The 20598-nt window shown below is 35.1% G+C and carries 18 protein-coding genes; all 18 read right to left on the bottom strand.

All coding sequences use genetic code 11. The features are described from left to right. Positions 1-37 precede the first annotated feature (37 nt). Entirely contained in the window at positions 38-1447 is a 1410-nt protein-coding gene (locus Bccel_RS02785) for a hypothetical protein (RefSeq protein WP_036943923.1), read from the bottom strand. Between the two features lie 19 nt (positions 1448-1466). After that, positions 1467-2642 carry a phage tail protein gene (locus tag Bccel_RS02780; protein ID WP_050753028.1) on the bottom strand — a complete coding sequence of 392 codons (1176 nt, stop codon included), beginning with the start codon at positions 2640-2642 and terminating at the stop codon, positions 1467-1469. A gap of 20 nt (positions 2643-2662) precedes the next feature. Beyond that, positions 2663-4486: a baseplate J/gp47 family protein gene (locus Bccel_RS02775; protein ID WP_036943925.1), complete on the bottom strand. Its 1824-nt coding sequence runs from the start codon at positions 4484-4486 to the stop codon at positions 2663-2665. A gap of 11 nt (positions 4487-4497) precedes the next feature. Beyond that, positions 4498-7611 carry a baseplate J/gp47 family protein gene (locus Bccel_RS02770; protein WP_036943927.1) on the bottom strand — a complete coding sequence of 1038 codons (3114 nt, stop codon included), beginning with the start codon at positions 7609-7611 and terminating at the stop codon, positions 4498-4500. Between the two features lie 118 nt (positions 7612-7729). Beyond that, on the bottom strand, positions 7730-8116 hold the full coding sequence (locus Bccel_RS02765; protein ID WP_036943929.1) for a GPW/gp25 family protein: 387 nt from the start codon (positions 8114-8116) through the stop codon (positions 7730-7732). Positions 8117-8131: 15 nt separating this feature from the next. After that, complete coding sequence (locus Bccel_RS02760; protein ID WP_036943931.1) at positions 8132-8863, bottom strand: phage baseplate assembly protein V; 732 nt, start codon at positions 8861-8863, stop codon at positions 8132-8134. Further along, the gene (locus tag Bccel_RS02755; protein WP_036943933.1) at positions 8860-9954 is read right to left on the bottom strand and encodes a phage late control D family protein; all 1095 of its coding nucleotides are present in this window, start codon (positions 9952-9954) and stop codon (positions 8860-8862) included. Before Bccel_RS02755 ends, Bccel_RS02760 begins: the two co-directional genes overlap by 4 nt. A 63-nt stretch (positions 9955-10017) precedes the next feature. Beyond that, positions 10018-10470: a CIS tube protein gene (locus Bccel_RS02750; protein ID WP_036943935.1), complete on the bottom strand. Its 453-nt coding sequence runs from the start codon at positions 10468-10470 to the stop codon at positions 10018-10020. Between the two features lie 27 nt (positions 10471-10497). Beyond that, positions 10498-14463, bottom strand: a complete 3966-nt coding sequence (locus Bccel_RS02745; protein WP_036943937.1) for a hypothetical protein — start codon at positions 14461-14463, stop codon at positions 10498-10500. A gap of 29 nt (positions 14464-14492) precedes the next feature. Then, a complete protein-coding gene (locus tag Bccel_RS02740; RefSeq protein ID WP_050753027.1) occupies positions 14493-14948 on the bottom strand; it encodes a phage tail protein in 456 nt (151 codons plus the stop codon). Between the two features lie 14 nt (positions 14949-14962). Continuing rightward, entirely contained in the window at positions 14963-15115 is a 153-nt protein-coding gene (locus Bccel_RS29490; RefSeq protein WP_201781941.1) for a DUF6760 family protein, read from the bottom strand. A 23-nt stretch (positions 15116-15138) separates the two neighbouring features. Beyond that, positions 15139-15519: a phage tail assembly protein gene (locus tag Bccel_RS02735; protein WP_338053596.1), complete on the bottom strand. Its 381-nt coding sequence runs from the start codon at positions 15517-15519 to the stop codon at positions 15139-15141. A gap of 95 nt (positions 15520-15614) precedes the next feature. After that, positions 15615-16055: a phage tail protein gene (locus tag Bccel_RS02730; RefSeq protein ID WP_036943941.1), complete on the bottom strand. Its 441-nt coding sequence runs from the start codon at positions 16053-16055 to the stop codon at positions 15615-15617. Between the two features lie 25 nt (positions 16056-16080). Continuing rightward, positions 16081-17850 carry a phage tail sheath family protein gene (locus tag Bccel_RS02725; protein WP_036944008.1) on the bottom strand — a complete coding sequence of 590 codons (1770 nt, stop codon included), beginning with the start codon at positions 17848-17850 and terminating at the stop codon, positions 16081-16083. Positions 17851-18035: 185 nt separating this feature from the next. Further along, positions 18036-18170, bottom strand: a complete 135-nt coding sequence (locus Bccel_RS31975; protein WP_276326215.1) for a hypothetical protein — start codon at positions 18168-18170, stop codon at positions 18036-18038. Then, positions 18167-18832, bottom strand: coding sequence for a hypothetical protein (locus Bccel_RS02720; RefSeq protein ID WP_152965900.1), 666 nt, complete (start codon positions 18830-18832; stop codon positions 18167-18169). The genes Bccel_RS31975 and Bccel_RS02720 overlap by 4 nt, the downstream gene beginning before the upstream one ends. Positions 18833-18885: 53 nt before the next feature. Beyond that, positions 18886-19398, bottom strand: coding sequence for a Pvc16 family protein (locus Bccel_RS02715; protein ID WP_036943945.1), 513 nt, complete (start codon positions 19396-19398; stop codon positions 18886-18888). A 168-nt stretch (positions 19399-19566) separates the two neighbouring features. Continuing rightward, positions 19567-20076 carry a sigma-70 family RNA polymerase sigma factor gene (locus Bccel_RS02710; protein ID WP_036943947.1) on the bottom strand — a complete coding sequence of 170 codons (510 nt, stop codon included), beginning with the start codon at positions 20074-20076 and terminating at the stop codon, positions 19567-19569. Between the last annotated feature and the right edge of the window lie 522 nt (positions 20077-20598).

Genomic DNA, 20598 nt, shown 5'->3' with positions numbered 1-20598 from the left:
GTATATGCCAACATTGCAGCTCATAATACCCCCAAAATCATCCTTTTCTCACCCACCATCTCACAAAAATCTTCTCCTTCGCCTTATACCCTCCATGAACCTTGACCCCAATCCTAAGAGTCCCTTTTTGGGGATTCAAAATTCCCCCTATTGCCACCTTACTGCAAAAAGGCTCATATTCACTCTTATCAAAAACCTCTACATTCCCTGTATATGCCTTCCCCTGCTCTTCCAGCATAGTTGTGATCAAAACATTTCCAGGCCCTAATCCATGCTCAATCTCATCCGTGTAATAAGCCTTCTTATATGCATCGCTTACAGAAATGTCCACAACACCCGTTTTCACATAACTCCCTTTAATCTCTTCCTTCACCTCAACAGGAGCATACTGACGCACCTCTACATCACCACCTCCTTCACCTATAACCCTCTGCAAGAACTGTGGATATATATAATTTGTAAAAATAGTATCCTCCACCGCATCAATATGATACTTGGTCCCCAATCCACACTCTACAGTTGTCATCAAAATCTTCGCGAGGCAGATCTTATTCTTTCCTACCCTCTCCATCCTATCGCTGATCTCCTCATGGTAATAATCCATAAAAAGTTTCTGTGCAAAGTCCACACTTTCATTCCTCACGATAACATCCTCAAACTCAGGACTAAAAACCTCATCCTCTACACAAACCTTCAAATTCTTAAAGCTTATTACCCCATCAGCCCCGTATGCTTGCAGCTTATACTTCTCCTCAAACTCAGTCCTACCGCTCCTGTCACAACAATCAGAGCATACACTGGATGTAACCTTATTAAGCTTCTGTACCTCCACCTCATACTCCAGCTTTACCCTCACATTCCTGGCCCTCTTGCTCACAATGAAAGAACACTCGAAGGTCCTCTCACCGCACACAAACTTGGGAGACTTATGCCAGATGATAACATTCTCATCCTTATAAACCTGGCTTACATTGTATAAAAACTTTGTTGCCTCGTTTAAAAGTGGCGGAGGCTCACTTTCCAGAACAAATCTGTATCCCTCTTTGACTTTGTTAAAATTTGGGCTGTTTTTATCACCTACCGACATTGCCGCATCTCTTTCTTCCTGTACATGCTCAAGACAAAGATAGACGGCTCCGGCAGTTTTAGACTTTGAAAAGCTGTCTAGCTCACTGAGTACTTGATTTATCGGTTCCCTTATAACTATTTCCCTACCGGAGGAATCTATAGCAATGCCCGGCTTTACTGTCACACATTCCTCCTGCCGCATTTCCCCCGATTTTATGACATCCAGTCCGTACAATATCCCGCTGCCTAAGTTGTATTGGTTTAAGAGCCACCTTTTACGATTAAAATATTCCTGCTCCATGCTGAAATCTTTTGCCGATAGAATTTTTCCAGTATAGTAGTTATTCCTTTCAAATACAAAACTCATTGTATCTTCCATATGTATGCCTCCCGATTCATCATTCATCCCTTAATTCGTTATTGTAAAGCACCGACTGCTCCGGATCCAAAAGCAGTTTTGAATTTTCCATAAATATCGAATTAATTCCCAGATATGTATGTCCATCAAGTTCAATGCTGTTTTTAAGTAAAATTAATCTTGTTTCTGTATATCCCGGCTTTTCCTCCATCAGAATCTTCCTCACTGCTATTTTCTGGTGATTTTCCTTAACACATTCAGAGCTTATCAAGACTGAAAAGGTATACGGATCATTTCCAAACAAATTTATAAGCCTGTCCTTCTGATCCGGGTCCTTTAAAAACTCCTTGTACTCAAAGTACTCGACAATTTTAGGCCTTTCACCGGTATACAGCTCAATCATCTGCTCTATAGCCCTTTTTGTGCCCCTTATCTTGTAGATCTCCGGTGCCTTTTTCAATAGCTCCCTTCGTTTTTTATCCCATATATCATCCGATGTAATCGCAAGCCAGGATGAAAGCCATTTCAAATACTCATCTTCTACGGCATCGGGATCAAAATATTTTGATATATTATCTATCTCCTCTTCAAATTCATCATAAATAGTACCGAATATTGATAGATACCTATCAAGGAAGTCTCTGCTTTCAGCATCGTTCTGGTATACCCTCGGAAGATAGCTCAAAAAGGACGTTCTAGGATAATACAGTCTGATTTTCTTTATAATAAGATCTTTTATGTCATCTCCCATTACTTCCGGCACTTTTATTCTTATCCATAGATACCTGCCTGCCGTATCCACGAAAAGACTGCTCATGTTGCCGGAATAGCCATCATCAGACATAGTAAAACTCATTTTCCTAACATCCTTTTTCTTTTCCCAGAATTCTTCAAGACATTTTTCCTTTTCATCCTGTTCATAAGATGAATCCAGCATAAATTTGTCGATATCAATTTTCTTATCCGCATTTTTCTTAATACATTGCTTGTTGTCTGATGCATAATAGTACACCTCAAAATCCATTTTATTTGACCATATATTTATCATATGCCATACTGTCCCGTTCTCCTGGCTGTCAAAGGAAAATGAATAGTAGCTTCCGCGTTTTGAAGCATCAATGAATAGTCCTTCATCCTTTATATAAGTATTATTTAATAAGCCTTCATTGAAACCGCCTTCATTGTTTATTGAAAAGAACATACATTTACTGTACATGGGCTATCTCTCCTATATCATCATTCATCTCTTAATAAAACAACCTCATGCTTTTGTGAGTAAACCAGTGCGTAAGGCGGTATCAAAAGATCGCCGCTTTTATCAAACTTTACATCATTTCCATCCGCATATATCTGAATATCCTTAATATACTCAACGCCATCAATAGTACTTATCTTACTTATAACGTCTCCCTTTCTTACCGTTTCTCCAAATGCCCACCCGGGAAAATTCTTTCCACCCATAGGGCTGATGTATTCCTCAAGCATCTCCAATACAGCCCTTTCATCAAACCTTATATGAGGCATGACAACCACAGAACACCTTACCTTAACACCAATATAAGCCGGATGCATTACGTGTACCTCAGTAGTAACCAGTCTCATAGAATCTATATGCTGCCTGATTCTATCCAGAAAAGCATCATCTGGCATTGGAGTTTTTTCTGTGCTGTAAGGTGCTGCCACTATGGTTAATTGACCTGGAGTTCTGGAATATGGATAGTTTTTCTGCCCTTTTGCAAATTCCGGTAAAGCTTTTGCCCTTGCTACCTTTATTCCTGGTGTTGATAACACCGCATCTTCATAATCCTTTGCTGTAACGGCTCTGTACTGTTTTTTCATATCCAACAACAAATTTTTAACCGTTTCATTTAAGCTTTCTCCGTCAAAACCACTTGAAGCTGTGCTTTGCTTTATTATTTTCACCTTGTCCCCAAGATCCTCTATTACTTCATTAAGTATGTTTTCCCTAATGTTTCCTTTAGCTCCACAGCCTAATGTACAGGATATGATCTTTAGCCTATTGCCCAAATGACCTTTTGGAGTTGTTCCGTTTTCATTGTTTCCAAAATGTAATTCCCTGTTTTGGTAATCCAATAAATAGTGGGGATCATTGCCCCTTGAATTTAAGAAGTCGTCAACTCTTTCGTAATCCTTCCATCTGTAGTCATTTTCTTCGTATAACCACTCACCTACTTGTATTTTGAAACTGCCTGGATGGATAATCTCCTCATCCATTGCCCAGTCAAGTCTTAAGACCTGGTTTGGAAGAGCTCTTTTTAGCTCTACATATCTATTTTCTTCAAAATCTTTTTCATAAGCTATAACCATAATATTTGGTGAACTTTGATCAACACATTCCCTTAAGTCCTTACCAAATTTAATAATAGTTTTCTTATTAAGATCATTTCTCTCTATTTGATAAAACTCAAGTCCGTCATCGAAGTCATTACATAACCTTTCCTTCCACAAATTCCAATAGTCACCACACCTAACCTTTACCTCACAAACCCCGTAAAAAGGCAAGTATCCGTCCAATTCAACACAATCGTCTTCTCCAGTGCAAGAAAAATAGTAAACACAGCTTAAAGTCTTGCCATGAGTCACTTTAACGGTTTGAGTGGCTTTATCAGCTTGAGCACCTTCAATATCTTCATTTTCTCTAATATCTTTATTACCTTTAACATCTTGAATATCCTCAATATTTTTAAAACAAACGGCTTCATCAGTTTCAAAAACAACTCCTTCACCACAAATCCTTGTCCCTCTTGGAATAACAACATTATCCCAAACACCTTCAAAGGTCACTGTAGTACTCGCACGTTCAGGCTCCCTGGGTCTTATATTAAGCATCTTTAAAAACTTAAGATAGTTCTTATAAGTAACCTTATTAAGATTATCCTCCAGTCTCTCAGTAAGCCATGCAAAAAGCTCTACTAAAGTGATGCCGGGATCGTGTGCCCGTAAATCTGTCCATTGAGGAAATACACGCGGGATCAATTCTTTTGATTGATTCAGGATTTCCTGGTATGTACGGTCATTTAATTCCTTTAATGTTAGCATCCCTGTTTCTCCTATATCACTTTGACATTGACCTGATGTAATCCGCTCTTAACCATCATATACGGCATACTCTCGCATTTTTCCAGCCCAATAAGCATCCTTTTGCCATATCTTAATTCATAGACATTTACAATCAGGTTTTCTATATATTTTACTTTTGGAACGGATTTTAATAAGGTAAAAAAGCTTGATGTTTTTGGATAATCACCAATTTGCCATCCCTTTTTATCAAAATTTCCAGACATGCAATCCAAATAATCATTAAGTGCTGACTTAATTTCTTTTTCAACTTCTACTATGCTGTCCATATCTTCTATCGCAACACTTACATTTATGGAATATTCAACAAAAACAGGCTCTACAACTGATATTTTGTCGTGAAAAGCCATTATACATGAGGTTTTGTCCAGAACATGCCTTTTCACTTTATCCTTTAGTGCTCCAAAAAAGTTATCCCCTTGACTGTCTCCCTTGGGCAGTATAACCAGTGTAATGTATCCTGGCTTATACTGTAGATTTGCATCCATATTTGAAATGCATCTTACTTTTACCACTTTTCTTGACGAAGTCAATGCCAAAGCCTCAAAATCTTCTGCTGTAACTGCTCTATCCCTATGCTTTAACCTCTTTGTCTCCCTGTCAATTGCTTCACTAAGCAACTCCATCTCACATCCGCCAAAAGAGGATCTGTAGTTTACTACCTTTTCCACAAATGCTATTGAGTTTTTAAGCCCGCTGATTGAATATTGAGACACATTGCCTTTATCACCTCCACCGACTTTGTAATTTACCCTTATCTTGTCCCTGGTTTTAAAAAATTCATTTCCATACCTGGCACCTTTTAGCACAAACCTTCCAGAAGAGGGGTCAGATATATAATGCCTGTCATTTACACCTGAAAGCAAAAAGTCATCAACCCGCTTCCATTTCACCCAAAACTCTTTGATATTACCGTATTCATCCTTTGAAGAAATCACTTCATATTCCTTTTGAATTTCCTTTTGCTCATTATCAGATAGAGTCAAGGCTTCATTTATAAAAACCTCTTCCGATACAATAGGGCTGCGGGATAACCTGCATTCCACCTTTAAACCGTCTGCAATTACTTCGGGAATTTCATCTCTGATACTCTCCTGTTGCACAACTCTTACTGTATTAATAATAATACCGTCTATTTCTATGTTTGAAGGTTTTAAATCTGTTCTTTTATCATAAACCCTAATCCAGTACTTGCTTTTTTCAAACAGCTCATAACATACAAAGTCCGAAGGTCCAGCAAATATCACACTTCCACTTGTACTGAAACTTGAGGTATTATCTATTATTCTAAGGGGTGTCCAGCCATTGCTTCCGAAATATTCCCATACAGGCTGGAAACAAACATTGTCTTCACAAAGCTTTTTCATTGAAAAATAGAGATGTATGGGGCCATACAATGGTGCTATATCAAAACCCAGATAAAGAGCGGGATACGAGTTACCAATTGATTCAAAGGGCTTAATAAATTTTTTACTTCCGTTTCCTTCACAACTTACTCCATAACCTGAATATGTTTTCCAATCCATATTGTTTTTCGCTATTATATTTTTTAAAGGCACTTTATCCTTATATTCATACTGAAGAGATATTTTCTTGATTTTTGGTGAGAGATAAACAGCATTTGGTCTAAAGGCATTCCATATCTTCTCGATTCTTCCCCGAATATAATAATCAAATTGCCCGTTTACAGGAGCCGGCTCAATGTCTATAGGACACGTGAAAACCATATTTTTTTCATATAGCCCTTTTCCATTTTTATATTTCTTATCTTGCATTACATTAAATATTTTTTCGTATTGTTCATCCATGGAAATCCGTGCCCATCTATTTCCGTTCCAATATTCCCAAATCACAGCTTCAATATATGTTTCTGGTGCTTCTGCAGTTGAATCTTCAGATTCTTCAATATCCGTTTTCTTCATAATGTTTTTCCATTTTATCTTCTTCCTCTCAGGATCGCCTGTAACACTTATTTGATAGTCTTCAACTAAGTGTAATGATATAATGGAATTTTTCTTTGATAGCACTTCATTGCAGCAAATATAAAAGCAATCATAATTAGAGAAATGCACTCCAAAAGGATAAAAATCATTTTTTTTAAGCTCTATATCATTTATAAAAAGCTTATCGGGTACAATACCGCAAGTCTTATCATCATTCACAGATTTACTGGAGGCGTAGACTTCATCAAATTCCAGATCGTAAACATCATTATCCACATTTTCGATGAGCTTACACCTAATGTAATTGCCATCGATTCCTTGTATTTGAGCCTTTGAAATTTCCAAGCTGTCCTTCTTTAAAAGCACCAATCTGTCTTCATCACCCCTGATGCAATGCTCCTTAAAAGGCATCCATGGATTATCCGGCAAAGTGCTGTTATAAAACTCCCATAGGCATTTTTTTGTATCTGAAAGGATGCTGTAAATCTCTTTTTGTCTATATTTTTTCTGTGAATGGCGAAATTCTAGAGTTATCTCTGCAGGAGCTTTTATGTTAAATATGGTGGAATGGGAGAAATAGATGCAGTGTTCCTGCAAATTAACAGTTAAATTATCTTTAAAATTGTCTTCCTCAAGGTCTTTTCTGTCATATATAATGAAACCCTTTTTCTCCACCTCATTAACAGAGAATAATCTTTGGTCAATTTCATTTATAACATTAGCATTATAACCGATACAATACCCGCAAACAGGTACAGAAGGAGTAGCCAACATATCTTGTGCCGTTTCAAAGACTACTTGCCCATTTTGATCCTTTGATTCTGCAGTGACCTTGGTTCCCTTTTGAATCAAAGTACTTTCCTTTACACCTGTACTCAAAAAGAATGTCACATATGCTTCTGATGAGTTAGCCGGTAATATTCCGGCATTTAGCATATTCAAAAATGCCATTCTGTTTCTATGAAGCACCTGATTGTATCTTTTGATAGTTCCTTCCAACATTTCAGCAAAAATTATCGATAAAGCAGTTCCTGCATCCATGTTTTCTCTATCAAATGTCCATTCCGGTACATATGAAGGTGCCATTTTTTTAATTTTATCAAGAATTGTCTCAGAATCTCTACTATCAAGAAGCGGTATCATTATAATGCCCCTTTCCTGTATAGACATCAAACTGTATAAATTTACAGCTTGGTATCTGAAAATTAAGAAATGTATTAATAATTTCTTTATTAAATGCAAGAAATTTATCTCTAATATTTTAGGACTCTAAAAGAATGGATTTTTTAAACGCCCTGTCTAATGATATAACTCTATAACTTACATCCACTATTACATTCTCGTTGTACGTTCCGTCGTTATATGCATCTACCGTAACATCTGTTACCCTTGGTTCCCAGTTTTCTATTGCCGTTTTTACCTCTTCTTCAAGAAGAGCCAGGGTGCTGCTGTCACTTTGCTCTAAAACGTAATGATGTATGTTGCTGCCAAATCCAGGCCTCATTATTCGTTCCTTCTTTGCTGTCTTGAGTATTAGAATAATAGCTTCGTGGATATCTTCCTCACCCTCAGACATCATGAACTTTCCAGTAGCCTTATCCACCTTTACAGGGAATTTCCATCCTTGTCCCCGCATTCTTCCACTCATTTAATATTCCTCCCGTCAGTTGATTTTTGCTATGGCACCTTTTAATGTAAGAGGACCATCAGACTTAATATTCATTACACCCGCTTCCAAGTCAATCATCTGGGATTTAATTTTTAGCTTCATAGAGCTTTCAATATTGATACTGTTTTGAGTTCCATCCATATTGATTTTACAGCCGCCAGTCAAAAGATCTAATTTCATATTTGCTTTTACTGTGATTTTATTATTGCCTCCATCTATCTCAACAAGGTTGTTTCCGCTCTTATCTTTAACGGTAATTTTACCATTGGCTGCATCCTCCATGGTAATATCCTGGCCGGCTTTTGTCTTAATCTGGATGCTTTCTTTACCTTCATCATCATTTAAAATCAACTCATTTCCGTTCCTGGATTTTATTTTTCTGATATTGTTTTTTCCATCATCATTGGTGAGAGGAGGAATTTCCTTGGAATTCCACAATCCGCCAATAACAAATGGCTGGCTCACATCTCCCTCGTTAAAAGCAACAAGCACCTCATCGCCTACCTCCGGTAAGAAAAAGCATCCCATCTCTTTGCCTGCCATAAGTGTTGCTACCCTTGCCCAGTTTGTCTCGTTCTGGCACTCCCTGAGAGGAAGCTTTAACTTCACTCTACCCAACTTCTCCGGATCTTTATTATTTGTTACTACTCCAATACTGACTCCAAGTATTCGGGAATTAACATGATTTGAGTTGGTTTCTTTATCAAAACAATTTATCAAACTCATATTTCATTTCCTCCAAGCTCAAAACTTGTCCTGTAGCCATCTTCATCCAAGATATGAGTAGCTGACGTTATGTAGTAAAGCTTATCAAGATTTGTCCCGGCACCACTTAATTTTAAGTACTTGCCTGCCATAATTTCAGGTATACCAAGCCATTCACCTCTACCGCCAACCAATTTCATACCTGCTTTATTTAAAATAAATCCTGCCATTTTTTGAGCATCGTCCCCTGATTCTTCATTTGAGTAATAATATTCTGTAGTACCTGCTCCCACCAACTCTCTTATTATTGCAGCCCCGTCCTTACCGGAGCCAAGCTTGTCCACATCCTGTACCTTTTGCTGAAACTCCTCCTTTTTCTTACTGTTCCACCCCCTTACAGTTACAGATCCGATCTGCTCCCCAATATCCTGATTGATTTCAAGGCCTATCATATTTTTTCCTATTTCAAGTTCAACTTCAGGCTTTTTGTTTTTGTGTGGTTTTCTGAAAAATAGGTTCTTTCCTGTAACAAAGAATTCAAAATTGCTTCTTTCAGCCATCCAGGCAATGAATTGATAATCGGAAGTTCTGCTTTGTTCTACTGCTTCATAGGTTATTTCAGTGTTATCTATGACTGTTTGAGATGTATAGTTGGCAGCAATTTCTCTAACCACATCCGAGTATTTCTTTTTGTCCCAGGAAAAAGACTTGGTTCCCTTCATCATTTTAAAAGAAATATCCATTCCCGATACAACAATAATCGGACAGTCTGACTCAGAGAATTGAAATGAAACCGAGGTTATATTTCCCTCAAATACTGTTTCTAAAGTTTCCCCGTAGCCCATTTTTATCTCAATTGATTTCCCTGGGCTGAAGAACTTGTCCACCCAGTTGAATTTACTTTTTTCATAATCATATGCATTGAATACCTGAAATGTGAAAGAGTCGGCTTTTGCAGTGCTTGTATCTACATTCAGATGTTCTACCATGGCATCTACGGTTTTAATGCTGGTTCCTTCTATGAGAATGTCATAATTAGGCTCATAGAAACTTGCATATTTGCTTTCGATATCCTCTAATTTGTAGTCCTTAGGATCGATTTTGACGGCCATTTTGTCCTCCCACTTTCTTTTCATTTTCTTTTCATTTTCTTGTTCTTTTTATTTCTTCATAGCTTAGTCCTCTTTTTCAGGTTCTATGGCAACATCAGATTTTATTGTAATATCAACATTTGCCCTTACTGGCTTTCCGTCAGTTAAAAACATTGTAAAATTCTGTGTAATATTATTTACATAACCTTTAAATATGAATCTTCCCCATACAAACTTACAGTTTGGTGTACTTTCACTTTCATTTGGCTTTCTGTATGAATTAACTAATTTTGCTAATTTGTTGGTATATTTTCTGACAGACACCTTTTCTTCAAATGTATCAAATATCAGGCTGACTTTAAGAGTCTCACTGCAATTAGCCAGAGGACGGTTCATAACACCACCTGATACACCTTTTTTATCCGACATTGTTGCATCTGTTGTTATAGAATATTTATCAGGATTAAACTGTACAGGTATCTCTTCAATTCCTCCATCTGATTTCATGACTATTATTCTAGCTTTTTCAAGCCCCATAATTTTGACCTCCATTCTCATAACTTTCTATGTATATCCCATTCTCTGGCGATCGAATTTTAACTTTCTTTCTATTTTTCTTATCAATTCATCAGCAATACTATCCACTTGCTGCTTCGTTAACTTTCTTATTTCCATATCATTATTATTTTCTTTAATATGTTCAACTTTCTTTTCTATATTTTTTTCAACATTCACATTACTGCTAATCTGTTTTTTATATTCCATAACAGCTTTATGAATAATTTCCGTTGTGCTTATTCCATTTGTTTCAACGATATTTCTGTTTATACCATGAATCTTAATGCTATTTTTATATGTAATTAAAGCTGGTTCTTGCTCCTGTTTCTTATATATCCGACTGACTAGATGGCGTTCTTCATACCATTTCCTAATTACTGAATTTAGGAATCCTTTGCTTTTATACAAAGCGGCTTGTTGTATATATTTTTTAGGTTGTTCCATTAGCTGTATAGTGCTATATTCATGTCTTCTAGTACTGTCGATAATTTTTAGATTCTTTACTTCACTTATTAATGGGGTTTTAGCGATACTTTTTTCAATGTAACTTCCTACTATTCTTTGTGCTACAGTATGTATTAAACTGCTAATAAATAGCTTATTGAGCCTAGTGTCAAATTTCTCCGACTTTTTCTCTTTTAGATTCTTAACCTTATAAAGTTTATTTTCCAGTACTTCTGACCTTTGGCAGGTCAAATCGACTTCGTGTATTTCTTCCAGCTTTCCAAGCCATTTCTGCTTACATTCCCATTTCTCTTCTTCTAGCACTAAACGTAATTTATTATTTATTTTATTTAATTCTTCACTACTATAAAAAGCCTTGAGATGCTTGTATATGTTGAGTACCCTCTTCAGCTGTGCTGCTTTACTATATCCATTTGCTTTTATGCTGCATATAGTTTCCAGATTCCTTACAAGACAATTTAACATGCTTTCATAAATTCTTGTTTTAATATTGCTATTGGTTAATGTTTGTGATTCAGTTTTTAATAAATTCTTATTAAACAGCTTATTAAGATTGGTTTCAATTTGGTCCCAATTATGCTCTTTTCCATCCAATTTCCATTGATTCTGTTCATATTGATTCCATTCTCTTTGTTCTTCATCTATAGCTAAACTTAATTTATTATTTTTTTTCTTTACTTCTTGTATTAATTCTTTATTGTTGTTTAAAGCCTTGAGATGCCTATATATTACAAATGCTGTTCTAAACTGTTCTTTGCTATATTGATTTCTTATCAAACTCCTGGTAATTTCCAAAGTCCTTACTGCACAATATAATAAGTTTTTATAAATTCTATTTTCAATATTATCTTTCTCCAGTCTCTGAACTTCATCTCGTTCTATGTTTCTACTGAATAACACATTTAGACTGTGCTCAATATCCTCCCATCTATGCTCTTTTAGTCTGTTAATCTTATAAAACTTACATCCTAATACTTCTAAACTTTTATAAGTCAAATTGATATTATGTATTTCTTCCAGCTTTCCAATCCATTTTTGCTTTCGCTCCAGTTTCTTCTCTTCAAGTACTAAACTTAATTTATTATCTATTTTATTTATTTCTTGTGTTAATTTTTCATTAATATAAGAAGCTTTGAGATGCTTGTATATGTTGAGGACCCTCTTCTGCTGTGCTTTACTATATTCATTTGTTTTTATGCTGCATATAGTTTCAAGATTCCTTGCAAGCCTCACTAAAACGCTTTCGTAAATTCTCTTTTCATTATTTCTACTGATTAATCTTTGTGATTCAGTTTTTATTAAATTCCTATTAAGCAGCTTATTAAGCCTTACCTCAATTTGCTCCCACTTTTTCTCCTGTAGATGCTTTAATTTATACAACTTTTTTTCCAATACTTCTGATCTTTGATAAGTTAAATCATATAAATACTTTTCTTCCAGTTTTCCAAGCCATTTCTGATTCCATTCTCTTTGCTCTACATCTATAGCTAAACTTAATTTATTATCTTTTTTCTTTACTTCTTGTATTAATTTTTTATTGTTATTTAAAGCCTTGAGATGCCTATATATTATAAACGCTGTTTTCAACTGTTCTTTGCTATATTGACTTCTTATCAAACTACTGGTAATTTCCAAAGTTCTTACTGCACAATATAATAAGTTTTTATAAATTCTATTTTCAATATTATCTTTCTCCAGTCTCTGAACTTCATCTCGTTCTATGTTTCTACTTAATAATATATTTAGACTGTGCTCAATATCCTCCCATCTATGCTCTTTTAGTCTGTTAATCTTATAAAACTTATATCCTAATACTTCTAAACTTTTACAAGTCAAATTGATATATTCATTTGCTTTTATGCTGCATATAGTTTCAAGATTCCTTGCAAGACTATTTAACAGGCTTTCATAATTTCTCTTTTCTATATTGGTATTGGTTAATGTTTGTGATTCAATTTTTAATAAATTCTTATTAAACAGCTTATTCAGCCTTGTTTCAATTTGGTCCCACTTATGCCCTTTTTCATGATGATACTTATAAAATAAATTTTTTAACACCTTATATCTTTGCTCTGTGATCTCCAATGCAGTTTCTTCTTGCATAAATTGTTTATTGTTATCTACAGCCTTGACATGCCTATATATTATAAGTGCTGTTTTCAACTGTTCTTTGATATATTGATTTCTTATCAAACTACTCGTAAATTTCAAAGTCCTTACTTCACTAAGTAATATACTTTTGTAGATTATCTTTTCAAGGCTATTTTTCCCTAGCCTTTGAACCTCGTACTTCTCTACGTTTCTGTTAAATAATATATTGCTCTCAATACTCTCCCATCTATGTTCTTTTAGTCTGTTAAGCGTATAGAACTTACTTCCTAATACTTCTGAACTTTGGTAAGTCAAATTGGCTATATGTATTTCTTCCAGCTTTCCAAGCCATTTCTGCTTCCATCCAAGTTGCTTTTCTTCAGTCACTAAACTTAATATATTATCTTTTTTATTTATTTCTTGTGTTAATTCTTTACTGCTACAAAAAACCTTAAGGTGCTTGTATATGTCGAGTGTCATCTTCATTTGTGCTCTACTATGTTCATCTATTTTTATGCTCCACGTAGTATCCAAACTCCTCATAAGACTGTATAATGGGATTTCGTAAATTTTCTTTTCAATGCCGCTACTGACTATTCTTAGTGCCTCAGTTTGTATTAAATTTCTAATAAACAACTTATTAAGCCTTATCTTAATTTGCTCCCACTTCTGCTCTTTTATTTCCTTAAGTTCTTTGTTATATTCACTTCCAATCAGACTACTGGTAATTTCCAAAGACCTTACCGTACTATTCAATATTCTTTGGCAGATCATCTTTTCAATGCTATTTTTCTCTAGTATTTGAACCTCGTACTTCTCTATGTTCCTGTTAAATAATATATTGCTCTCAGTACTCTCCCATCTATGTTCTTTTAATCTGTTATTCTTATAAAACTTACTTCCTAATTCTTCTGAACTTTGGTAAGTCAACTGAGCTTTATGTATTTCTTCCAACTTTTCAAGCCACTTTTGCTTATATACCCGTTGCTCTTCTTCCAAAGTAAAACTGGTATTATCAACTCTTTGCTTTACTTTTTGTAAATATTCTTTGTTTGTATGCAGAATCTTAAGATACCTGTATATATTTAATGCCATATCATTAAAAAGCTCAGACTTATATCCTTTTTCCCTTCCCTCCGAAGATTTCAAGGGAAGGGAGCAACTTTTATATTTGCTATTAAATATCATGCTTCTATTTGTAAAATAGTTATGAAAAAGTTTATTTATATTATTTGGCCGTGTAATAAACACCTGGCTATTTTTTACAAACTTTATTGGAGTACTGATGTCTTTTTTAAACTTCACTTGATTGTGTCTAAAGAATAATAAAACATACCCAAGATAATTTTCTTCATTGTATAAATATTTAGGTATTATTGAATTAATGAAATTATTATTCCTAGATGCAATGAACATTTTACCCTCCAAAAAGACTTATAAATCAGTCAGGATCTTTTCCCTTTAATACATGAAAGTTCTTCATAAACCAATTCAAGTGTTTCTATAGCTACTTCTGTTGAACTTTGTGCTGTTAGACGAGGGCCTGAATACTTTACCGGATATGCTTTTTTAAAGTTCCAAACAAGTACAGGCATTTCGGATGAATCATTTAAATTAATTGTTATATCTGTCCTTTCAATGTTTCCATCTTTGCAGTCTTCAAACCACTTTTCCATAGTTCCACTTAAGCAAATTCCTTTCTTCAGAACTAGCCTTCCATATTTCACTTTTTTTATTAAATGATGTACAGCATTATTTAGTCCACCTTCATAAATCTGCTCTGTTTCAAGCTCTGATTCCAATCCTGACACTTCAGAAAATCCTCCAACTTGTAATCCTGATTTCTCAACAGTAAACCGATATACTCCAATAGGATCTCCATGTACTTCCCGCCCCGGCATTCAGCATCACTCTCCTAAACTTCAAAAGCATTATCAGGTTCATCACTAAGTTCCTTATTAATCCGCGAAATCTCCTTGCACCACTTTCTCCTATCCTTATGCTCCATTGACATTATTTCATCATGGGACCAGTGAAAATAGTAGGCAATAAATGCTGCCTCCTCCATAATAATCTCTATAGGTAAACACTTTATCCCAGATCCAGCTCCCCCACCAGACTTGCTTCAACCTCTATATTCTTATGGCATTCAGGGCATATCGCTGTAACAACCGGTTTTCCAATCTCGTTTATCTCCTTGTAAAAACTTTGAAGATAAGTAAAATCCGTTGTAAAAAGGTTCTCCACCGTATGGGTATCAACCATTTTTAAATCACCCAATTTTGTTATGACCCTTGCTAATAAAATTACTGTAAGGTAGCCTGGATTGCTTTGTACCCTTGGATCTCTCATTGGAAGTATTTCATCTTCAGCTCTTGAAAGCCTCATTATCCCCTTTTTATGGGTAATTCCATCCTTATCGACATAACCTTTTGGTAATGTAAATTCAAATTCAGTAGTAAATGGCATCATATTTTCCTCCTGAAAAATAATTATTTTATAGATAACCCCAACCCGTTCCTTAGACTTATTTTGTAACGACCAAAGAACGGATTGGATTATTTAGTTTACTTCGTTCTTTCCATTCCTTCATGAGTTAATTCAAGGGTTTCCATTAAAACATCATTACCTTGAGCTTTAAACTCTGAAACAGTGTACTTTACCGGCCAAGCATTTATTACTTGCCATGATGCAGCTGCAGTCCCTGCTTCATCATTTAGATTTATAGTCAAATTATATCTCTCAATCTTCCCATCCTTAGCCATCTTAATTGCCCAGTCATACATTTTCTTTTCAGTAATTACGCCCTTTTTCAACGTAATATTTCCGTATTTGGCCAACCCAGGCAGCTTTCTTGTTGTGAGAAGTTTTTCATCACCTTCCCTATAGTCAGTTGAGTTTACCTGGATATCAAAACCTGAAACCTCAGCAAAGGCTCCAATGGTTAAACCATCACATTGCACGACAAACCTATAATTTCTATATGGATCTTGAGGTTCTCTAGCCATTTTAAAATCCTCCAATCTTCATCAGTTATTGTTGATCGCCAGTCTTCTGGGTAATTCTGAATATCACAAATTCAGCGGGTTTTACTGGTGCCACGCCAATAACGCAAATTAAACGTCCATTATCAATATCATCCTGGGACATGGTTGTTCTATCCACTTTTACAAAGAATGCTTCTGCAGTACTGCTGCCCATCAATGCCCCGCTTCTCCATACAGATGTAAGAAAATTTTCTATTGTCCTCTGAACCCTGCTCCACAATGCTTCGTCATTTGGTTCAAAAACGACCCAGTTGGTATTTTTCTTGATTGACTCCTCAAGGAATATAAATAGCCTCCTTACATTTATATATTTCCACAACGAATTGGAAGAAGCTGTTCTTGCACCCCACACTCTGATTCCTTCACCTGTAAAATACCTTATGAGGTTTACTCCCTTTGGATTTAGAATGTCCTGCTCACCCTTGTTGTACTGACAATCAAGGCCTGAGCATGCCCTTATTACCTCATTGGCAGGTGCCTTATGTACACCTCGTTGAGTATCAACCCTTGCATAAACACCTAAAACTGATCCTGAAGGAGGGATAAATATATTACGTTTTTCCAGTGGATCAAAGACTTGAAGCCATGGGCTGTACATAGCAGAATAGTTTGAGTCGAATATATTTCTGTGGGTCTCAACATCTGCCACTGTTTTCTTTTCTCTCGGAATATCCAGCACTGCAAAACGGCTTCCTAAAGATTCACAATGAGCTACCAAAGAGAGCTGTACATCCGGGTCGGTAACACCAGGAATTGACATAAGACTTACTTCATCGTTATCAATGAAGGCTTTTATACCTGAACGTTTTCCAGGTCCATTATCAACCCCCATAAAGTCTGCCGCAGTTATACTCTTTATTGAGCCATTGCTGCCTCCTGATAATGCAAAAATTTCTGAAACCAGATCAATTTTTTCAGAGCCTTCTGCTTTTACAAACTCTTCCTTACCTGTTATGACTTTAAAAGGAGGTATAGGGGCTGGTTCTGTTGGATTAGCTGTGACTCTTATCAGGTTGGAGCGTGAAACGGCCTTTTCAATATAATTAGCTTCGGAAACATTCAAAGATACATTCTCAAATAGCTCTACAATATCCTTATATACAACTTGAATGGAAAATTCACAGGTGGTTAATATCCTCTTTGGCAGTAAAGCATCATCTACTGCTCCTTCGCCTGCTGCTAAAGGTGTTTTAAATGTCAAAATATTGTCCTGAGAGCTTTTAACTACAACATATTCAGATTTTTCTCCGTCTGAATACATAACCACATCTCCACCATTAAACCCTGCACTATTTTTAACCTTATACTTAATTTCTGATGTTACAGGATCGTTTGTTACTTGATATATCTGTGTTTTAGCCTTACTCGAAGGATATATTTTGACACGGAGCTTGTCTCCCCATATTCCTGGGTTCTTCGCTGATAATACAAGAATCTTATCCTGTGTCTCATATACTGCAGCTTTTGCATCATTTGGTGCAACACGCATTACATAGCAGCGTCCTCCTCCATTTATAAAGAAATGCTCAACTGCATAAGCCAAATATCGATAATCTCCAAATTCATTCTGTGAGAGGTATCCTCCGAATTTTCTCTGAAAATCAGCTACATTTGTCACAAGTAACGGTAATCCTTCTACTTCTCCCTTTTCTGCAAGTCCTATAAAACCTGCTGTACTGGTACTTACCCCTTCCATAGGGCGTGGGCCGCTTTCAAACTCTTCTACATATACACCTGGTGATAAATATTCCGGCATAGTCTTTCCGGTCCTCAAAACTGAAGCACTTGTTTTTTAGACCGTTTCCCTCCTCTCGTTTTTTATATGTTTAGGAAATTATGGTATAAACTATTGCACATAATTTCTCTCGACAACACCAAAGTTAAAAAATCATTGTACCATTGCTCTAGCTTGAGTATATAAACACACTACACTGAAGATTTTTAGATTGTTATAGATCCAACATAACTTGTCTTTCCTTCTTCTACAGTTATTTCCTTGATGCATCCAATTTCGGTACTTCCAATATTAATTAACACATCAAATTTCTTTGCAGGAGGAGAACGAAAATAAATCACAGCATCCCCCTCTGGTCTGTTCGCGTTTTAATTACAGGAATTAGCGAACTTCCTCGACTGTGCTCATTTTGAAAGGGTTCACTTACTAAAAAATATCTATTGTCTCCGGTTTGTTCTGCTATATCACATTCTTCAGCTATTTCATCACCCATCTTTAATAAGTAGCAATCTCCAACAGATATTTTTCCTGTTATCGATGACACATAAAAATCTTTATCACCCTTTTTAATGGCTGATCTTGCTGTTTTAGCCCTTGAAAAATCGCAGTTTGATATTTCACATCTGATAGGTATCCCGATAATGGGATAACCATTTCTATCGATTACTGACAGCCTGACCAAAGTTGCTCCTGCTTGAAAAGGATAAGCAGGTGAAGGTTTTAACGACTTACGTATTATTAAATTCATATACTTGGAAATTGGGAGCTGAACCGATAGTTCTTCAGTAAAGTACTTTTCTGAAAGTATATTAATCTTATATTCTCCATCATCAAAATTGCAAAAAACAATTGAACCATCGGGCTTATAAATTGGTGATTCACAAAAATAAGGAAAGTAAAGCATTACCGAACCTTCTGTCACTGTTTCTCCAGTGTATTCATCTATCGGATATAGTACAAAAGACACAGGAGACCCTAAACTAAGCTTTTTTGAATAATCCATTTTCATTCACTCTCCGCTTAGCAGACTATGGAAAATTAATATTATAAATGCCCTTACTTCATAACACGCTTTGAATTGGCAGCGATGGTCGAATCAATATACACCGGGCTTACCATATATGCTACCGATAACTTATATTGTATATTTGAAAAGTTCCATATTTTAGATATATCATCGGTGGATAGATTATGTAATATAATTTTTAGCTCCTCATTATTCTCTGCAAGCGAACCTTCCAATAAAGAGCCTCTTAAAATGGCATTCTGATTCATTATTTGCATCGTCTTTCCCATAATATAGCTTTCGTCATATGCTTTTGTTTTTAATTCTGCTTTTGAAAAGGCTGTAAAAAGATAGTATAAATCCAGAGATTGTCTTGTACTATCAGGAAACAGACCATTACTCTGGATTGAGTATAGATACACCGTCAATCTGAAATCATTTTCTTCATATGGCGCACATAATTCAATCATTTCAGGCTTTGGTATAGGCTCTGGTGCTAGATTTTCTCTTAAAAGCTTTATAATAGTTTTCCCGGTTTCAGCTATTACTTGGTATGAGCTCATATCTAACCTCCGAGTTTGCTGATTTAAAAAAGCATATATTATAAAACATAAGGAACTACAATTTGAAACAGTTTTAAAGATTAATAACAATTAGTTAAGACATGCTTAAGTTTTAGTCATCTTGTAAAATAAAGAGTAATTATAAAAGATTAAGTCAACCCATTTTCTTTAAGCACCTAAAACTTCTTTTAAATTACATAGTGCTTTTTTCTTTGTCTTATTTACTGCTTGCTTTGAAATTTGGAGTTGTTTGGCTATTTCTATTTCTGAGTACTGTTGAAAAAATAGTTTATAGATTATATTCTTCTGCTTTTGAGGTAATTTATTTACGTAGTCAGTGCATATGAATAAATCCATCATGCTCTTTTCTTCGTTTAATAAGTAATCAATATCCTCTAAAGGAATTTCATATAACTTATTTTTATAAATTCTCTTCTTAAGATAAAGATATTTGTTAACGATTGACTTATGGATATAGGAGACATAGGCGTTATCTTGCCTTAAGGCAGGCATCTTGTCGATTAATTCAATCAAATGAAGAATTAGGTCAGATTCAGCATCTTCATAATTCAGTAATCTTGCATATTTTTTTACTAAAAACCTAAATTTTGATATTACTTCTTCCAAATAGTTGCCTTTTCTTTTTTGAGCATAAAAAATAATCGTTTTTAGCTGCATTTACACTCACCTCCTTTTCATAATAAAGTGAGTACAAATACAACCAACTGTCAACTTTTACTATTAATATATTTTTTGTTATTTTTTGTCGTTTACTGCATACAATTACAATGTTAATTTTTATCATATGTCACTATTAATAAAACCATTATTATAGTATTATAAATCTTAATGTGTTGTATTAACTTATGCAGATAAAACCTGGAATTAAAGCTTTTTAGTAAAAACTTAAAGACAACAAAACTATGCTCAAAGCAATAGTTTCTCATACATGAATCTTTTAGAAAGATGATTAACTTATACTTGTTGTAAATAAGGGCAAGTTATTTCTTTATCATGCCTAAAATAAAGCATGGTAAAAATATACATATATCAAATTTAACCACATTATATCATTTTTAGTAATTATATTGTAAGATTTTTTAATATTCATAATATACGAAGACTATTATGGAAGTGCCGATTTATAATTCACATTTTAAAGGCCTTTGTATTAAGCTAAATTTAGCATATACAAAGGCC

This window comes from Pseudobacteroides cellulosolvens ATCC 35603 = DSM 2933 (assembly GCF_001262605.1).
GTDB lineage: Bacteria > Bacillota > Clostridia > Acetivibrionales > DSM-2933 > Pseudobacteroides > Pseudobacteroides cellulosolvens.
This window is presented reverse-complemented; position numbering and strand designations above follow the sequence as displayed.